Source organism: Ruminiclostridium papyrosolvens C7 (assembly GCF_000421965.1).
Taxonomy (GTDB): Bacteria; Bacillota; Clostridia; order Acetivibrionales; family DSM-1351; genus Ruminiclostridium; species Ruminiclostridium papyrosolvens_A.
On sequence record NZ_ATAY01000098.1, the window covers coordinates 197,054 to 214,019 of the forward strand.

A 16,966-nucleotide genomic window follows, 5' to 3' on the forward strand; every position below is an offset into this window, starting at 1 on the left:
TAACGTCATAGTACATAATATGAAAGTTCGTACTTTATGTTTACTTATTTGTTCAATTTGAAAAAAGGGCACAAAAAAACATGGAGCCTACGGGCTCCATGCCCCTAAAAAGGAGAAATGCTAATGTTCAATATTATATTACCAAAAAATCCTTATACAATATATAGAAAAATTTTACCAATATAATAGTTCTGAAGTCCCAAATTTTGTGAAATTTCGATTAATTAGTATTGCTATTTACTATTTTTGTAGGACGCTACATATTTTCCTTTTTGGTTTTTAATAAATGGTCGTTTTCTTTCGGGCAGTTCCCAAAAGCCCTTGCCCTCTGTAATTGCATCATTTTGCAGTTTATCGTAAAAGGACTTTAAAAGGGTGTTGGGACTATAAAAAACTGAAACAGCATAGCCTTCGTTTACCATCATGGCATTGTAAAAGCTTCCGTCATCGAGAACTACATGAGCTAGAAGTCTGCCGTACTGATCTGTGGTACCCTCTTCGAAAATCAGCTTTACAGTCTTATTTGTAAGAGTCTTTTTGGTTAACTCCGAGGCCTCACCGGAATATGGTTGGGGATCAACACCTGATTTAACTGATTCGGGAGTATCTATGTCAAGCATTCTGACCTTGTATTCCTTGTCTTTATATTCAGCACGAAAAGTGTCGCCATCTGTAACTTTTGTAACAAAAGCATTTATGTAGCCAAAAGGTTCAATACCCTCTCCGGACACGTCAATTATAGAATCCGGAAACTCTACTTTTTCCAGTGTATGGATACTGCTGTATGAACCTGATTTATCATTAACGGCTGTCTTGTTTCCGTCCTGATAGAAGTAGCCACCGAAAATCACAAAAACAGCAGTTATTATAGATGCTACCGATGCTATAGTTTTTTTCTTCATGTATTTTCCTCTCTTTTTAAAGTATAAATATTATGACCTTGATATTCTAACACCTTACGAACTCGCTGAAAAGCCCTGTTCCTTTCAATGTAGGAACAGGGCTTTTCAGCGTTTCAGATTGTATTGGCCGATATCACGTAAGCTGATTCAAATTACATAGGGCTGTTAAAAAACATCTAGGTTCCTTGTGCAGTAAGCACCGTAATAGGTGCAGAACCGCTGGGAACTGTTTCGTCCTTTTTTTCTACCAGATCAATATCAAATACTGCCTTCATAACTTCACTGATATTTTCAACCGGTATAATGTCGATATCCATATCTTCGAATATCTCCTGATAATTATCTTTTGGAATAAACACCTTTTTTATACCTGCGGCTTTAGCAGCATCTACTTTAGCCACAACGCCTCCAACAGGCTTTACTTTTCCCTTGATTGATAATTCCCCTGTCATTGCCAGTTCTCCGCTTACAGGTATATTTTTGACCGCAGAATATACCGCTGTTGCAATAGCAATTCCCGCAGAAGGTCCATCAATAGGAATACCTCCGGGAAAGTTCAAATGTATTTCGTAATTCTTAAAGTCAACATCCATATATTTTCTTAAAACAGTTAAAACGTTTTCAACGGAAGCCTTGGCTGAACTTGTCCTTTTGAGCTTATGGCCCCTGTTATCCATTTCTTCTTCTTCAACAATGCCTGTTATTCTTATATTTCCTGTTCCACTTGCAACAGGTATTGCCGTAACCTCCACATCAATAACCATCCCGGTACTATCTCCGAAGACAGCTAAACCGTTGATACAGCCTATCTGATTTGCAGGACTGACTTTTTTATCAAGTCTGGGGCTGTAGTGACCGAACTCTATAACCCATTCTATGTCTTTTATATCAATAGTGCTCCTGTTCTCTATCATGGAAACACCACCGGCAATTTGAATAATATTGACTGCATCTCTTCCATTTTGGGCGTATCTTGACACCAGCTCGCTGCATCCGGGTCTCAGTTCAAAGCCTCCTTTGGTTGCTGCATTTTCGCATATTTTGCATATTTCATCTGCACGTAAGGAACGGAAATGTATTTCAACACATCTTGACCTTATTGCTGCCGGTATCTCATCAGGAGTTCTTGTAGTGGCTCCCACCAGTCTGAAATCGGCAGGCAGACCCTTTTGGAAAATATCATGTATATGGGAGGGTATATTGCTGTCCTCTGCACTGTAATACGCACTTTCAAGGTATACCTTCCTATCCTCCAGAACTTTAAGCAGCTTGTTCATCTGAATGGAATGAAGTTCCCCTATCTCATCAATAAAAAGGACTCCACCATGTGCTTTTGTAACGGCTCCCTGCTTTGGCTGAGGTATCCCTGCTACACCGTATGCACCTGCTCCCTGATATATCGGGTCATGTACTGAGCCTATCAGAGGATCTGCAATCCCTCTTTCGTCAAATCTCAATGTTGTAGCATCCATTTCTATGAACTTTGCTTCTCTCCTGAAAGGCGACATGCTGTTCTTCTTGGCTTCTTCAAGTATTACCCTTGCAGCCGCAGTTTTACCTACTCCGGGAGGGCCGTATATAATTACGTGCTGTGGATTCGTTCCGCACAAAGCAGCCCTGAGTGCCTTTAGCCCCTGCTCCTGCCCTACTATGTCTGATAAGGTGGCGGGCCTTGTCTTTTCCGACAAAGGCTCTGTTAGATGAATATCCCTCATTCTTCTTAACTTTTCCAGTTCTTTTTTGGATTCTTTTTCTATAGCACTTTTATTACCTTGCTGGTTCTTTAGAAGAGATAAAAAGTATATTCCGATAATAACTGAGAAGAAGAACTGTATAATAAACAAAGTTGTCGTAAACATCATATCCTCCTTAAACTTGGATCAATTCCTATAAAGTTATTATTGGCAACAAGTTTTATTTTATCCAAAAAATATGGAAAATCTGAAAATAAAAAAACAGGGTGTATATGTTCTGATAAACACATACATCCTGCCTGTTTTAATAAGAATGAACTAGGAAACTGATTCCTTCTTAACTCTTGTTTTTTTGGCCCCGGCTTTTTTTAGCGATTTGCGGTTTTCATTGAGAATCATTTCAGGTTCTGAATGTTCCGCAATCACTTCCTTCCCTATAATGCATTTCTCGACATTTGTCATTGAAGGAATGTCATACATAACTCCCATCATTGCTTCTTCCAGAATGGCACGCAGTCCTCTCGCTCCGGTGTTTCGCTCTATTGCTTTTTCAGCAATAAGCTCCAAAGCCTCATCCTGTATTTCAAGTATAACGTCATCCATTTCAAAAAGCTTCTGATACTGCTTTACCAAAGCATTCTTGGGTTCGGTAAGTATTTGAACAAGAGCATTTTTATCAAGAGACTGAAGAGTTACAACTATTGGAAGTCTTCCTACAAACTCAGGAATAAGCCCGAATTTCAGCAAATCCTGAGGAAGTATGTCTTTCAGTAATTGTCCAACATCCTTGTCCTTGTTGCTTTCAATTTTTGCACCAAAGCCTAATGATTTCTTGCCTATTCTATTTTGTATTATCTTGTCTATTCCGTCAAAAGCACCACCGCAAATAAACAAAATATTAGTAGTATCTATTTGTATAAACTCCTGATGGGGGTGCTTCCTACCGCCCTGTGGTGGTACTGAAGCCAGTGTTCCTTCCAGAATCTTCAAGAGTGCCTGCTGAACACCTTCACCGCTGACATCCCTTGTTATGGAAGGATTCTCTGATTTTCTTGCAATCTTGTCTATTTCATCAATGTAGATAATTCCCTTTTCAGCCTTTTCAATGTCATAATCCGCAGCCTGTATAAGCCTTAAAAGGATATTTTCTACATCTTCACCTACGTAGCCCGCTTCAGTGAGAGAAGTAGCATCGGCTATAGCAAAAGGAACATTGAGTATCTTAGCAAGTGTTTGAGCAAGAAAAGTTTTTCCGCTACCGGTAGGTCCCAGCATAACTATGTTACTTTTCTGAAGTTCTATATCAGAGGTCTTTACATCGCTGTTTATTCTCTTATAGTGGTTGTAAACAGCCACCGAAAGAGACCTTTTAGCCGTATCCTGACCAACTACATACTGGTCGAGAATTTCCTTTATCTCTTTTGGTTTCGGTATCTCACTAACTTCTGCATCAATCTTTGTGTCTTCAAATTCTTCTTCTATAATTTCGGAACACAGCTCGATACACTCGTCACAGATATATACACCCGGTCCTGCAACCAGCCGTTTAACCTGCTCCTGAGATTTCCCACAAAAAGAGCACTTTAACTGCTTCTTCTCATCATATCTGGTCATCATTGCACCTCAATTATTTTCTTCTAACCATAATATCATCAATAATACCGTAGGCCATAGCCTCATCAGCAGACATAAAGAAGTCTCTCTCAGTGTCTCTCTCAATCTTATCAAGAGGTTGACCTGTTCTTTCGCTTAGTATCTTATTGAGCTTATCTCTGGTTCTAAGTATATTCTCTGCATGAATCTTAATGTCTGTAGCTTGACCTTTTGCTCCTCCAAGAGGCTGGTGAATCATAATTTCACTGTTTGGCAGTGCAAATCTTTTTCCCTTTTCTCCTGCGGCTAACAGGAAAGCACCCATACTTGCTGCCATTCCCATACATATAGTTGATACATCGCACTTTACATACTGCATAGTATCATATATTGCAAAACCTGATGCTACTGACCCCCCAGGGCTGTTTATATAAAACTGTATATCCTTATCAGGGTCCTGAGCTTCAAGATAAAGCATTTGTGCAACAACCAAACTGGCCGTAGCGTCATTAACCTCATCACTTAATACAATAATTCTGTCATTTAATAGTCTCGAAAATATATCGTATGATCTCTCACCACGATTAGTTTGTTCAACAACCATAGGTACTAAACTCATATGCATACCTCCCTTATTTAATATATGTTTAGTTATTATTGATGGAACCTTAACATTGCTTTTTATATAATGATACCCATTTTACCAACAATTAAATAACACAAATTAGTTAAATTTTGCGTTATCTGTCAAAAGCTTAATTGTCTTTCTGAATGCGATATCATTCTTTACGTATTCAAGGTCTTCCGGTCTCAATGTCTTTTTAAGCTCTTCAGCAGGTTGTTTGTAAGCTTCTGCTGTCTTTGTGATTTCTTCTTCTACGTCTGCGTCAGTTGCTTCAACATTTTCAACCTTGCTGATCTTTTCAATTACCAGCTGTATCTTAACTTCATTTGCAGCTCTTTCTCTGAACTGTTCTCTAAAGCCTTCAAAATCAGTTCCCATCATTTCCAGATATCTCTGAAGGTCAAGTCCCTGATAACGGAGTCTCATATCAAAATCTCTTGCCATGGCGTCAATATGCTTTTCAACCATAACGTTTGGTACATCAACAGTTGCATTTCCAACAACAGCTTGGATTACGCTTTCTTCATTATCGCGTTCCGCTTTGTTTTTTGCACTTTCTTCAAGTTTATTTCTCAAGTCATTCTTATATTCTTCGAGAGTGTCAAACTCGCTTATATCCTTGGCAAATTCATCATCAACCGTAGGCAATTCCTTTACTTTTATTTCCTTAACTAATACTTTGAATAATGCTTCTTTACCATTCAAATCTTCTTTGCCGTATTCTTCAGGAAAAGCTACCTTTACATCAACATCATCAGCAATATTCTTTCCGATAAGCTGGTCTTCAAAGCCTGGAATAAATGTTCCTGAACCTATAACAAGACTGTAGTCCTCACCTTTTCCGCCTTCGAAAGGAACTGAATCAATAAATCCTTCAAAGTCAATTACCGCTGTGTCGCCTGATTGTATAGGTCTGTCTGTAACAGAAACAAGACGTGCATTCTTTTCAACAACCTTGTTGAATTCATTTTCAATATCTTCATCAGTTACGTTAGCTTCAGCCTTTTTAACCTCTACGCCCATGTAAGCTCCAAGCTCAACTTCAGGCTTAACAGTAACCTTTGCTGTAAAGATCAGGTTTTCCTTGTTTCCTATTTGTACTATATCAATTTCAGGTCTGTCTACTGGATGAATATTGTTCTCTTCTATAGCATTATCATATGCTTCGGAGCATACAATATTTATTGCATCATCATAAAGTGCCTGTTCGCCGTAATAACGTTCAATGATATTTCTTGGAGCTTTACCTTTTCTGAAGCCCGGTACATTGAACTTCTTTACATTCTTCAAGTATGATTGCTGCATTCCCTCTTCAAATTTAGCTGCATCAACTTCTATCTCAAGCTGTACAACATTCTTTTCAACATTTTCAACTTTTACTTTCATTTAACAAACTTCCTCCCGGTATTTAGTTTTATTTTTATTAATTTTATCCGTCATTTACATAGGCTGCAAAACTGCAGCACAATTATGTTACCTCTAATCCCTAACACTCTAAAAATTAACCACTCAATTATACCACAAACGATATTACAATTCCAAGTGTAACCTTAATTATATGTTAATTTTTAAACTTTCGCTTATATCAGTCTTTTCAACGCTTTTTTTGTTTGGGAAAACCTATATGATTTTTAATGGTTTAAAGTTCAAATAATCCGCTGAAACAAGTTTTAAATCGATACCTTCATACTCTCCTTCGATTGCCCCTTTTATACCTTCACCATGCAAATGACCGTAATAACACTCTTTTATTCCGTACTTCTTCATTATATCAATAAATCCTGTCATAGGGCTTTTGACAGTAACCGGAGGATAATGCATAAATACCAGCATACGTGAAAGTTCCAGCTTTAACGCTGCCTTGACGGATAACTCCAGTCGTTCTATTTCCCTCTTGTATATTTTCTCATCATCTTTTTTAAAATCGTCTTCTCCGGGGCCCTTCCATCCCCTGGTACCGCATACCGCAACTCCTTCCAATTCAAAGGCATTGTTATGCATAAAAGATATGGTAGTCAAGTTGTTCTCTGTCAGATACTTATTAAGCTTTGACGAAGTTGTCCACCAGTAATCATGATTTCCCTTGGAAATTACTTTTTTCCCCGGTAAATCCTCAATAAACCTGAAATCCTCATATGCGCTTTCTATATATGTGGCCCAGGAAACATCTCCGGGAATAATTACAGTGTCCTTTTCAGAAACATCGCTTATCCAGTTTTCTTTAAGCTTTTCCATATAGTTTGACCATCTTCCTCCGAATACATCCATAGGCTTGTCTATTCCCAAGGCAAGATGAAGGTCTGCTATCGTAAAAATTGACATATAAACTTTTCTCTTTCCTGTTTAATTAAAATATTCATAAATCTTTATTGCTATTTTCTCGCTTATACCGTCTACTTCCTGCAACTGTGCAATATCTGCTTTTTTAATAGCCGCAACTGATTTAAAATGCTTGATAAGGGCTTTTTTACGGGTTTGGCCTATACCCTCTATTTCATCAAGCTCTGATTTGACGTAACGTTTTTCCCTGAGTTTTCTATTATACTCTACGGCAACTCTGTGAGTCTCATCCTGTATTTCCGTAATCAGCCTTAATAAAGGCATATTCGCCGTTAAATCATACTCATTTCCCATGTAAACCAGTGATTTTGTACGGTGTCGGTCGTCTTTGGCCATACCTGCTATTTTAAAACTATAGCCAAGTTCTTCAATAACCTGTTTGGCTGCATTCACATGGTTTAAGCCTCCATCCACAAGTATTAAGTCGGGCAGTTTTGAGAATTTGGCATTTTCGGCCGCCTCTTCCTTTTCACGCTTTGCACGGTTTAACCTTCTGAACAAAGTCTCCTGCATACTTCCATAATCGTTTTGCTGCTCTATGGACTTCATTTTAAATTTTCTGTATTCCTGACGGGCAGGTCTTCCATTTTCAAATACTACCATAGAGGCTACTATTTCCGATGAGCCCGTATTGGATATATCATAGGATTCAATCCTTGCCGGAGTCTCTTCCAGTTCCAAAAGTTTAACCAGCTGAGACATTCCCTCCGCAGGAACTGTACCTTCTCTGCTTTGACGCTCTCTGTGTAGCTTTAATGTAATTTCCGCATTTTCCGATACCATATGAACAAGCTTTACCAAGTCCCCTCTTTGGGGCACCCTTAAAGCTACTTTAAAGCCTCTCTTTTCAGTAAGCCATTTTGATATAGTCTCGCTATCGTCTATTTCACTCTGGAGCACTATTTCCGAAGGAACATACTGGACTGTGGTGTAAAACTGCTTTATAAAGGTTGAAAGGGAATATCTCTTGTCCTCGTTTGCCTCCCCTTCAAATATAAAATGCTCCCTACCTATAACTCTACCATTTCTTACAAAAAACACCTGCACGCAGAGGTCTGTGGAATCTGCATAATAGCCTATTATATCCCTGTCTTCCAAATCTGTAGATAATACCTTCTGAGATTCAGACAACTGCTTTATGCTTGATATTTTATTTCTAAGCTGTGCAGCCTTCTCAAAGTCCAACTGTTCTGCGGCACTTTCCATTTGTATACGAATATCATTTAATATTTCGTCATACTGCCCGCCTAAAAATCTGCATATTTTCTTCATCATTTCTCTGTATTCATCCCTGTTTACCCCACCTTGACAGGGAGCCAGGCACTGCTTCATGTGGTAGTTCAGACAGGGACGGGTTTTGCCTATATCTCTGGGCAAATTTTTATTACAGGTTTTCAAAGGAAAAAGTTTTTTTAAAGTATCTATGGTATCATTAACCGCAAAACCGCTGGAGTAAGGACCAAAATATCTGGCACCGTCCTTTTCTACTCTTCTGGTCTTCAGAATTCTGGGGTATTCCTCATTTAAAGTCACCTTTATATATGGATAATGTTTATCATCTTTAAGAAGTATATTATATTTGGGCTTGTACTTTTTTATAAGGTTACATTCAAGCATAAGTGCTTCAACTTCCGAGTCAACCACAATATACTCAAATTCGCTGACCTTAGAAACCATTGCCTGAACCTTGGGAGGGTGGTTTGCAGACTGCTGGAAGTACTGTCTTACCCGGTTTTTGAGTACAACAGCCTTACCTACATATATAACCACTCCGGTGGCGTCCTTCATTATATACACACCTGATTTATCGGGTAACTTTTTCAGTTCTTCCTGAATATCAAACAATTATCTCACCTCTTAATATGTTCGTTTTGCTTTAATTAAACATAATGCCGCCTGTATCACGCTTTTTAAGCGGGAGCAGAAGCGGCAAATAGGACAAAAAGCTGTGACCTCAGTATTCTAAGCCACAGCCGCAAATCAATATCAAATAAATTTAAAATTTATGGTTTGTCTCTAAAATCCAACAGTAAAATATTCTGATATTTCATCTGCTGCTTTTTTTTCATCTTCTCCGTCAGTAATTATTGTAATGGCAGCGTTCCTTTCAACTCCCAGTGAAAGCAACCCTAAGAGGCTTTTTGCATTTGCTCTTCTCTCACCCTTTTCCAACCATATGCTGGAACTATAACCGGATACTTTCTGAACAAGCAATGCCGCAGCTTTGGAATCCAATCCTGCAGGGCAGTTTATCGTAACTTTAGTAGATATCATCCTTGTGCTCCCCCATTTTTTTATAAACTCGCCAATATATCATCTATTATACAAAAAACAACCCATAAAATCAAATAGGTCATTTTTTATTTGTAGCAATTCGTTTTCTTTCCAAAACCGGTATCAATAATTGTACCTATTCCAAAAAACGCCATTGAGTATTGCAGTATAATAAAACAGATTCCGTATATTAACATAGCCGTATAGGAGCCGCTTGGTATCAGTATTAAGGGAACTATTTTAAGGATGCTTACAAGTATTTGGCCTACTAAAAACTGAAGATATATTGTTGTCCTATCATAATTTTCTTTAAAAATTAATGTCCCGACGAAAATACTGGCAACTATATCAGCGAACATAAGGAGCAGTACGTAAAATATGGGAGCAACCATCAAGAATAAAAGAAATATTACAATAATTGTAAATCCTATAACTACCAGCCCGCCCATTATCATACGTCTGGAGATTCCTTTACTCATCTTATAGGACATAACACGATATCTTCCGGAAAATATACTTATTAGTATAAGTCCGGCGGCAAGTGTTATTAACGACAATATAATAAGGCCGTTTATAATTATTCCGTGTGATTTAAACATTGATATAATATCAACGTCTATATTAACTTTAGTACCGTTTATTATTACATCATTATCATTTTTTAGTTTTCCCAGAGATACAACATTTCCCTGTATTAAAGATTTATCTTTAATATAAACATCACCAAAAACCGAAACAATATCTCCGCCTATCATGCCGTTTATAGAAGCTTTTCCGAAAACAACAATTACGCTTCCATTTATATTGGTCTGAATATCAGCATCTCCAATAACAACGGTAACATTTCCCATATTATGGTGTTTTATTACTTTATCCTCAAAAAATACCAACCTATTTGAAAAGTCAAACTGCGATGCCGATGCTATGCAGGGTATAAATAGTATGAACAACAGTGATACTAAAATTGCCTTGATCTTTCTGTTCATTGTGTTCCTCCATTACCCGCTTTTACCATTCGGATAAAAAGTCCTTGTGTTACGAGCAGTAGAATACCCAGTATCATATATGCATAATAGTATGTTTTGTAAATCGAAGCTGTAACACCCACAACAGCTATGGCTAAGCCCTTAATCATACTTAAAGCTGCTGATATAAAGTCCTTGACCATCTCCAATGTCAGGTGAGTCTGCTGTATTAATCCGATAGGCTTGTTTAATACTTCCCACATTATACTTCCAAAAACAAATACAAATATCAGGGAAACAGCCGTTAATAATATATTGTACACAAAAACATTATCATTTTTTTGCTTTTGATACATATAAGCTTCTTTTTCGATCCTGTTCATAACTTGAAGTTCAAAGTCTTCAGGAGGTTCCAGAAACTCTGTATCCTGTTCGATTTCGGTAAATATCTGCTGCATATTAGTAAATTCTTCCGAACATTTTTCACAGTTTTTGAGATGCTGTTTAAGCTTTGCCTGCTCAATATCATTTAAGTCTCTGTCAAAATATCTCATTATATAGTTTTGTGATTCGTTACAGTTCATAATACCTCCTCCTTTCTTGCACTCTCAAGCTTTTCCTTCAACATTAGCCTCGCTCTGTAAAGGCGATTTTTTATAATTGACATCGGTTCGTTTAATATCTTTGTCATTTCTTCATATGACATTCCCCTGTTATGAAAAAGTACTATTAATATTTTATACTTTTCCGGCAGTTCATCTATAGCCTTTTTTATCAATTGAGATCTTTGATGCTTTATTACTGCTTCTTCAGGTGTATCAACCTCACTTGAAACTCCGATTGCATCGTCCAGCGTAACAGTGTCCTGTTTTTTCTTTCTGAGGGTATCCAGACATAAATTGGAGGTGATTTTTACAATCCATGTAGACATTTTAAACTCTGGATTGTATTTATCAAGGGAACGGTAAAGCCTTATAAAAACCTCCTGACATACATCATGTACCTCTTCCTTATCCGATATCATTTTATATACAACGCTGTAGACCAGCTTCTTATATCTGGTAACTATTTCCTCAAACGCACTGCTATCACCATTCACGCACTGAGACACCAGCTCTGCATCCGTAAGTGCCAAGAGTTGATTCACCCCCTTATCGAATATCATCTTAAAGGTTTTAATTTATCTTTCCCCAAAAGAGTTAATACAATAGTTACGTGAAGAATTAAAATATGTCTGAATTATATTATCTCTTTATTTTTTTCTTTTTCCTCCTGATGATGATACTGTAGCGGCAAATCTTCTCAATTTTTCACTTACCAGGTAATTTATGGTATCATTTTTATATTCTCCATTCTTCTCTTTTTCACCTGCTTTTTTGCCGGTCAATATTTCAATTCCCTGATCAATGGTTTCAACAGGATATATATGAAATAGTTTTTTCTTTACGGCATCTATTACTTCGTCCTTTAAAACAAGATTTTTTACATTCTGGCAAGGTATGATTACTCCCTGCTCACCTGTCAAACCTCTGAGTTTACATAGTTCAAAAAACCCTTCTATTTTATATCCTACACCGCCTACAGGCTGTATTTCACCTTTCTGGTTAACTGAGCCTGTTACTGCTATTGATTGCTTTATGGGTACTTCTGCCAAACTGGATAATATTGCGTATAACTCAGCACTTGATGCGCTGTCTCCGTCAACCCCTCCATACATTTGTTCAAAGCAAAGGCTTGCCGTAAGTGAAAGCGGGAATTCCTGCGCATATTTTTGACCTATATATCCGCTTAATATGAGTACACCCTTACTGTGGGATGTTCCGCTTAAATCAACTTCCCTTTCAACGTTGACTATTCCACTTTCTCCAATGTAGGTTGACGCAGTTATTCTGGAAGGCTTTCCAAAGGAGTAATCTCCCATATCCATTACCGTAAGTCCGTTAATCTGGCCAATTTCACTGCCTTCGGTGTCTACCATTATTGTTCCCTCATTCAGCATTTCCAAAAGCTTTTTATCCAAACGGTCACATCTGTAAGCTTTTTCAGAAATAGCCTGCTGAACATGCTTTGCTTTTACAAGCTTTGCACCGTCATCCTCTGCCCACATACATGATTCACAAAGTATTTCAACTATTTCATTAAACCTTGTAGACAGCTTGTTTTTATCCTCTACCAGCCCTGAAGCATATTCAACTACCTTGGCTACACCAGATTTATCAAAATGAAGTGTATCTTCTTTTTTGCAGAAGCCGCTTATGAATTGGGCCAGCTTTAATATGTTTTCATCATTTCTTTCCATTTCCTCATCAAAGTCCACCTTGACTTTAAATAGCTTTCTGAAATCCTCCTCGTACTCATACAGCAACTCGTAAATGGTAGTACTTCCAACCAGTATTACCTTTAGATCTACAGGTATGGGTTGAGGCTTGATTGCTGTAACAGCCACTACACCGGTTTGATCCTTCATATTCTCTATTATTATTTTCTTTGTTTTCAGTACTCTGTTTATAGCCTCATATGCCTGTGGATTGCCGAGAACATCCTTTGCTTGTAATATTAGATATCCTCCGTTTGCCACATGAAATAATCCGGGCTTTATTTTTGTATAGTCAGTTGACACAGAGCCAAACTCATTTTCGTATTCAATTTTTCCAATGAGGTTGGAATATGTAGGATTGGAATCCAGAATTACCGGCGCTCCTTTTAGTGTGCTATTATCAACCAATACATTTACCTTATATTTTGTAATGGATGTTTCCGGTTTTTGCATCCAAGGAATAACCAGCTGTTGCTGTTCTTCAGAAACTTCTTCTTCCTTGAAGTCATCCAGATTATCTAGAATGTCCTTCTGCACCTCTTCAAGGTACTTCTGTATTATATCAAATTTTTTGTATTTTTCCTTTAAATCATCTATATGTACTCCCAGTGCCAGTAAAGCGATTTTATTTTCCCATTCCGACACCTTTTTCTCTGTTTCCTTGTCGTTGTTTTTCAGCTTTCTTATTATATCCAGAGTTTCCTGTTGCAGAATATTTGTTTTTTGGTTTATTTCATCTTTTGTTTCCTCATCCAGACTACTGAATTCTTCTTCACTGATAGTTTTTCCTTCTATTATAGGCAGAAAGTATATTCCGGAGCTGCCTGTATTAACCTTGAAACCATGCTCTTCAGCATCTTTACTCAGTTTATCAAGGAGCTCGTCTTTCTTGTCCTCATATTCATCCATTATTTCTGATTTTTCTTTTTCATACTGGTCATTGTCAAATGCATTGACTATTTCCTGTTTTATTATTTTTGTAAATTCGTCCATGTCTTGCTGAAACTGCTTTCCTGTTCCGGCAGGAAGGTTTATAGCCAACGGCTGATTAGGCTGACTGAAGTTGTATATGTAGCACCAATCATCAGGTATCTTCTGATTTGCGGCAGTTTCATTCAATATTTGTCTGGCAAAACTCGTTTTTCCTGTTCCCGTAGGCCCCGACATATATATATTGTAGCCTCTCATTTTCATCTTGAGACCGAATTTCATAGCCTTTGAAGCTCTTTCCTGACCTATAATGCCTTCATAGGTTTCTAACTGTGATGTGTTCTTAAATGGTAATGATTCAAGTTTACATCTGTTGTCAAGATCTTGATATGAAAGCTCTTTTAGCTTTGACATGTTTAACCTCCGCTTTGCATTTTTTATGTTTGAAGCTGATATTTCTAGATACCGTGTTTCCACATTATCAGTGCATCCTCTCCGGTATCGGAATAATAACCTTTGCGAATGCCCTCCGGTTTAAAACCATATTTGCAGTACAGATTTTGGGCTGCAACATTGCCTTTCCGAACTTCAAGGGTAAGGCTTTTTATCCCTTTTTCCTCTGACGTTTCAAGTATTTTCTCTATTATGCCCGAGGCTGCTCTACAGCGGCGGAATTCAGGGTGTACAGCAATATTGGTTATGTGTCCCTCATCGAATATCTTCCACATACCTCCATATCCGATAACCTGCTCATTACACAACGCCACAAAATATACGGCCATATCATTAGTAGTTATCTCATCCACAAAAGCCTGTCTTGACCAGGGTATTTTAAAACTGAGATTTTCTACAACCATCACGCCATCTATATGGTCAGCTGTCATTTCCTTTATTTCAAATCTGTTAATCATCTGATTTTACCTTTTGATTCTCTCTTTCTCGTTCAGCCTGGGATTTTCTCAAATAAAAAGGTACCATATCATAGCAGCTTTCCAGTTTTCCTTCCCTATAGGCTTTTCCCGCAAGTATGGCTACTGATGATGCTTTTGCCAGCGCTGTGCCGGGAGGTGCAATCTTTACTCTATTACCCAGTTCACTAACAAAGTATTCCATGTGCATATTGCAGGCATCTCCCAGAAAGACTGTATCCCCTTCCATATTCCTTAATATATCGGCCAATTCTGTAACGGGTATTCCCATGTAGTCGGTAAGCCTTTCAAGTTTATTCCCTATAAATCTATATATGGCGGTAAACACCTGATTGTTACGTGCATCTATCATTGGACAAATAAGATTTTCTGCAAATGGGATATTATATGCCAATGCATCAAGGGTGTGTACGCTTATTACAGGCTTTTCTGCTGCAAATGCCATTGCCTTTACTGTTGTAACCCCTATTCGCAGTCCTGTAAAGGAGCCTGGCCCTATTGACGCAGAAAAGGCATCCATATCACTTACAGTCAGCCCCACTGTTTCCATAAGGTGCTGTACCATAGGCATAAGCCGTTGGGAATGTGTTTTTCCCCTGTTGCAGTTATATTCTCCTATTATTACATCGTCTTCTAATATTGCAGCTGACGCAACATTTGTTGAAGTGTCCACAGCAAGTATTCTCATATTAGCCTCCGCTTAAATCCTGTAGTCGGAATACCGACTGCCCATAAATTCTATTGTTATTTCTCTTACATCCAATCCCTTTTGAAGATTTTTCTCTATAGTAACACGTATTATATCTGACGGAAGAATTTCTGCTATCTGCTCTCCCCACTCAATTACCGTCACACCGCCATTATTCAAATATTCGTCGAAACCAATATCAAACATCTCATCCGGGTCGGCAATCCTGTACACATCGAAGTGATATAACGGCATTATTCCTTCATATTCATTTACCAGATTGAATGTAGGGCTGGTTATATAGGCGTCTATTCCCAAGGCTTTTGCTATACCGTTGGTCAAAGCGGTTTTTCCCGTTCCCAGATCCCCTGATAGCCAGATAACATCGCCGGGTTTAAGAATATTACCGAGCTTTAGTCCTGCTTCAACTGTTTCTTCAAATGAATGTGTTTCAAGTTTATTCATCCTGTTTCCTTTCATAAATTACAACACCGTTTATTATAGTCTTCTGTACGGTGGTTTTCAATTCCAACGGATTACCGTTAAATATAACGATGTCGGCATCCTTTCCTTTTTCAAGAGAACCTACCCGGTCACTGATGCCTGTTATTTCTGCCGCATTTATTGTTATTGCCTTTAAGGCTTCTTTTTCATCCATACCTTCACGGGCAGCGATTGCGGCACACAGGCACAGATGATGTTCGGGAACACATGGGTGGTCGGTCATTATTGCAACCTTTAATCCTGCTTTTGAAAGAATCCCCGGTGTTTTCAGGTTTTGGTTTCTCAATTCTATTTTTGACCTGTCGGTAAGCATTGGCCCTATAATTACAGGAAGTCCTGCTTCTGCGAGAATGTCTTTTATAAGATATCCTTCCGTACAGTGGTCAAGAGTTATATCTACATCAAATTCTTTAGCTATCCTGATAGCAGTTATTATATCATCGGCTCTATGTGCATGAGCTTTTAAAGGTATCTGCCTGTTTAATACCTGAAGCAAAGCTTCCATTTTAAAGTCAAACTCCGGCTTATCATATTCTTCAGGGTCTTTTTTATATTCTTCCCAAAGTTCCTTATATTCTTTTGCCTTAAACAGACTTTCACGAAGTATTGCAGCAGTGGCCATTCTGGTCATAGGTGCCTGATGTTTTTCGTTATACACTGTTTTTGGATTTTCTCCGAATGCCACTTTCATTGCTATAGGATGTTTTATAACCATCTCATCTACACATCGTCCGTAGGTTTTCAGAGCAGCAAACTGTCCTCCTATTACATTGGCACTGCCCGGGCCTGTAACAACAGCTGTCACACCACTTTCATACGCTTCCACAAAAGACCTGTCTGCGTGGTAAATAGCATCTATTGCCCTCAATTGGGGTGTTACCGGGTCAGTGGACTCATTTCCATCATCACCTTCAAAACCAACTGCATCCTCCCACATTCCGATATGACTGTGAGGGTCTATTAACCCCGGTAATACATAGCCTCCGTTTGCATCTATCCTCTTTGTATCCGGCTGCAGTTGTTCTTTTACCTCTGATAGATCCTTTCCTACAGCTATTATTTTATCATTATCAATAAGCACGTATCCATTTTCATAATCTGTATCTGACATTGTTACTATTTTGCCGTTATATATTAAAAGCATTTTTAACCTCCATATTTATCCAAGACATTACCCTTTATTTTTTTAACATCCTAATTTTATT

General features: G+C 38.1%; 16 protein-coding genes. All 16 read right to left on the reverse strand.

Annotated features, from left to right (window positions below):
- Positions 1-233 precede the first annotated feature (233 nt).
- The 16 genes from L323_RS40345 to L323_RS40415 all read right to left on the reverse strand — a co-directional run bounded on the left by L323_RS40345 (position 234) and on the right by L323_RS40415 (position 16,905).
- The gene (locus L323_RS40345) at positions 234-902 is read right to left on the reverse strand and encodes a thermonuclease family protein (RefSeq protein WP_020817381.1); all 669 of its coding nucleotides are present in this window, start codon (positions 900-902) and stop codon (positions 234-236) included.
- A 176-nt stretch (positions 903-1,078) separates the two neighbouring features.
- Positions 1,079-2,761 carry an ATP-dependent protease LonB gene (lonB, locus tag L323_RS40350; RefSeq protein ID WP_020817382.1) on the reverse strand — a complete coding sequence of 561 codons (1,683 nt, stop codon included), beginning with the start codon at positions 2,759-2,761 and terminating at the stop codon, positions 1,079-1,081.
- 153 nt (positions 2,762-2,914) lie between these two features.
- A complete protein-coding gene (gene clpX / locus L323_RS40355; protein ID WP_020817384.1) occupies positions 2,915-4,210 on the reverse strand; it encodes an ATP-dependent Clp protease ATP-binding subunit ClpX in 1,296 nt (431 codons plus the stop codon).
- Positions 4,211-4,223: 13 nt separating this feature from the next.
- The gene (gene clpP / locus L323_RS40360; protein WP_020817385.1) at positions 4,224-4,808 is read right to left on the reverse strand and encodes an ATP-dependent Clp endopeptidase proteolytic subunit ClpP; all 585 of its coding nucleotides are present in this window, start codon (positions 4,806-4,808) and stop codon (positions 4,224-4,226) included.
- 105 nt (positions 4,809-4,913) lie between these two features.
- A complete protein-coding gene (gene tig, locus L323_RS40365) occupies positions 4,914-6,200 on the reverse strand; it encodes a trigger factor (protein WP_020817386.1) in 1,287 nt (428 codons plus the stop codon).
- Between the two features lie 234 nt (positions 6,201-6,434).
- A complete protein-coding gene (locus tag L323_RS40370; protein ID WP_020817387.1) occupies positions 6,435-7,136 on the reverse strand; it encodes a metallophosphoesterase in 702 nt (233 codons plus the stop codon).
- A 21-nt stretch (positions 7,137-7,157) separates the two neighbouring features.
- On the reverse strand, positions 7,158-8,999 hold the full coding sequence (gene uvrC, locus L323_RS40375) for an excinuclease ABC subunit UvrC (protein WP_020817388.1): 1,842 nt from the start codon (positions 8,997-8,999) through the stop codon (positions 7,158-7,160).
- 171 nt (positions 9,000-9,170) lie between these two features.
- A complete protein-coding gene (locus L323_RS40380) occupies positions 9,171-9,428 on the reverse strand; it encodes an HPr family phosphocarrier protein (RefSeq protein ID WP_014312168.1) in 258 nt (85 codons plus the stop codon).
- Positions 9,429-9,514: 86 nt separating this feature from the next.
- Positions 9,515-10,414 carry a hypothetical protein gene (locus L323_RS0121335; protein ID WP_031342596.1) on the reverse strand — a complete coding sequence of 300 codons (900 nt, stop codon included), beginning with the start codon at positions 10,412-10,414 and terminating at the stop codon, positions 9,515-9,517.
- Complete coding sequence (locus L323_RS40385) at positions 10,411-10,977, reverse strand: anti-sigma factor family protein (protein ID WP_020817389.1); 567 nt, start codon at positions 10,975-10,977, stop codon at positions 10,411-10,413. The genes L323_RS0121335 and L323_RS40385 overlap by 4 nt, the downstream gene beginning before the upstream one ends.
- On the reverse strand, positions 10,974-11,528 hold the full coding sequence (locus L323_RS40390) for an RNA polymerase sigma factor (RefSeq protein WP_020817390.1): 555 nt from the start codon (positions 11,526-11,528) through the stop codon (positions 10,974-10,976). Before L323_RS40390 ends, L323_RS40385 begins: the two co-directional genes overlap by 4 nt.
- A gap of 117 nt (positions 11,529-11,645) precedes the next feature.
- Positions 11,646-14,054, reverse strand: coding sequence for a Lon protease family protein (locus tag L323_RS40395; RefSeq protein WP_020817391.1), 2,409 nt, complete (start codon positions 14,052-14,054; stop codon positions 11,646-11,648).
- 44 nt (positions 14,055-14,098) lie between these two features.
- On the reverse strand, positions 14,099-14,551 hold the full coding sequence (gene rimI / locus L323_RS40400) for a ribosomal protein S18-alanine N-acetyltransferase (RefSeq protein WP_020817392.1): 453 nt from the start codon (positions 14,549-14,551) through the stop codon (positions 14,099-14,101).
- Positions 14,544-15,257 (reverse strand): tRNA (adenosine(37)-N6)-threonylcarbamoyltransferase complex dimerization subunit type 1 TsaB, encoded by a 714-nt coding sequence (tsaB, locus tag L323_RS40405; protein WP_020817393.1) that lies wholly within the window; start codon positions 15,255-15,257, stop codon positions 14,544-14,546. The genes rimI and tsaB overlap by 8 nt, the downstream gene beginning before the upstream one ends.
- A 12-nt stretch (positions 15,258-15,269) precedes the next feature.
- Positions 15,270-15,722, reverse strand: coding sequence for a tRNA (adenosine(37)-N6)-threonylcarbamoyltransferase complex ATPase subunit type 1 TsaE (tsaE, locus tag L323_RS40410; protein ID WP_031342598.1), 453 nt, complete (start codon positions 15,720-15,722; stop codon positions 15,270-15,272).
- Positions 15,715-16,905 (reverse strand): amidohydrolase, encoded by a 1,191-nt coding sequence (locus L323_RS40415; protein ID WP_020817395.1) that lies wholly within the window; start codon positions 16,903-16,905, stop codon positions 15,715-15,717. The genes tsaE and L323_RS40415 overlap by 8 nt, the downstream gene beginning before the upstream one ends.
- Positions 16,906-16,966 lie beyond the last annotated feature (61 nt).

Excerpts from the sequence above, each read along its gene's own strand:
- clpP (WP_020817385.1), bottom strand. The coding sequence starts at position 4,808 with ATGAGTTTAGTACCTATGGTTGTTGAACAAACTAATCGTGGTGAGAGA.
- L323_RS40415 (WP_020817395.1), bottom strand. The coding sequence starts at position 16,905 with ATGCTTTTAATATATAACGGCAAAATAGTAACAATGTCAGATACAGAT.
- clpX (WP_020817384.1), bottom strand. The coding sequence starts at position 4,210 with ATGACCAGATATGATGAGAAGAAGCAGTTAAAGTGCTCTTTTTGTGGG.
- L323_RS40380 (WP_014312168.1), bottom strand. The coding sequence starts at position 9,428 with ATGATATCTACTAAAGTTACGATAAACTGCCCTGCAGGATTGGATTCC.
- L323_RS40385 (WP_020817389.1), bottom strand. The coding sequence starts at position 10,977 with ATGAACTGTAACGAATCACAAAACTATATAATGAGATATTTTGACAGA.
- lonB (WP_020817382.1), bottom strand. The coding sequence starts at position 2,761 with ATGTTTACGACAACTTTGTTTATTATACAGTTCTTCTTCTCAGTTATT.
- L323_RS40345 (WP_020817381.1), bottom strand. The coding sequence starts at position 902 with ATGAAGAAAAAAACTATAGCATCGGTAGCATCTATAATAACTGCTGTT.
- L323_RS40395 (WP_020817391.1), bottom strand. The coding sequence starts at position 14,054 with ATGTCAAAGCTAAAAGAGCTTTCATATCAAGATCTTGACAACAGATGT.
- L323_RS0121335 (WP_031342596.1), bottom strand. The coding sequence starts at position 10,414 with ATGAACAGAAAGATCAAGGCAATTTTAGTATCACTGTTGTTCATACTA.
- tsaE (WP_031342598.1), bottom strand. The coding sequence starts at position 15,722 with ATGAATAAACTTGAAACACATTCATTTGAAGAAACAGTTGAAGCAGGA.
- rimI (WP_020817392.1), bottom strand. The coding sequence starts at position 14,551 with ATGATTAACAGATTTGAAATAAAGGAAATGACAGCTGACCATATAGAT.
- tsaB (WP_020817393.1), bottom strand. The coding sequence starts at position 15,257 with ATGAGAATACTTGCTGTGGACACTTCAACAAATGTTGCGTCAGCTGCA.
- tig (WP_020817386.1), bottom strand. The coding sequence starts at position 6,200 with ATGAAAGTAAAAGTTGAAAATGTTGAAAAGAATGTTGTACAGCTTGAG.
- L323_RS40370 (WP_020817387.1), bottom strand. The coding sequence starts at position 7,136 with ATGTCAATTTTTACGATAGCAGACCTTCATCTTGCCTTGGGAATAGAC.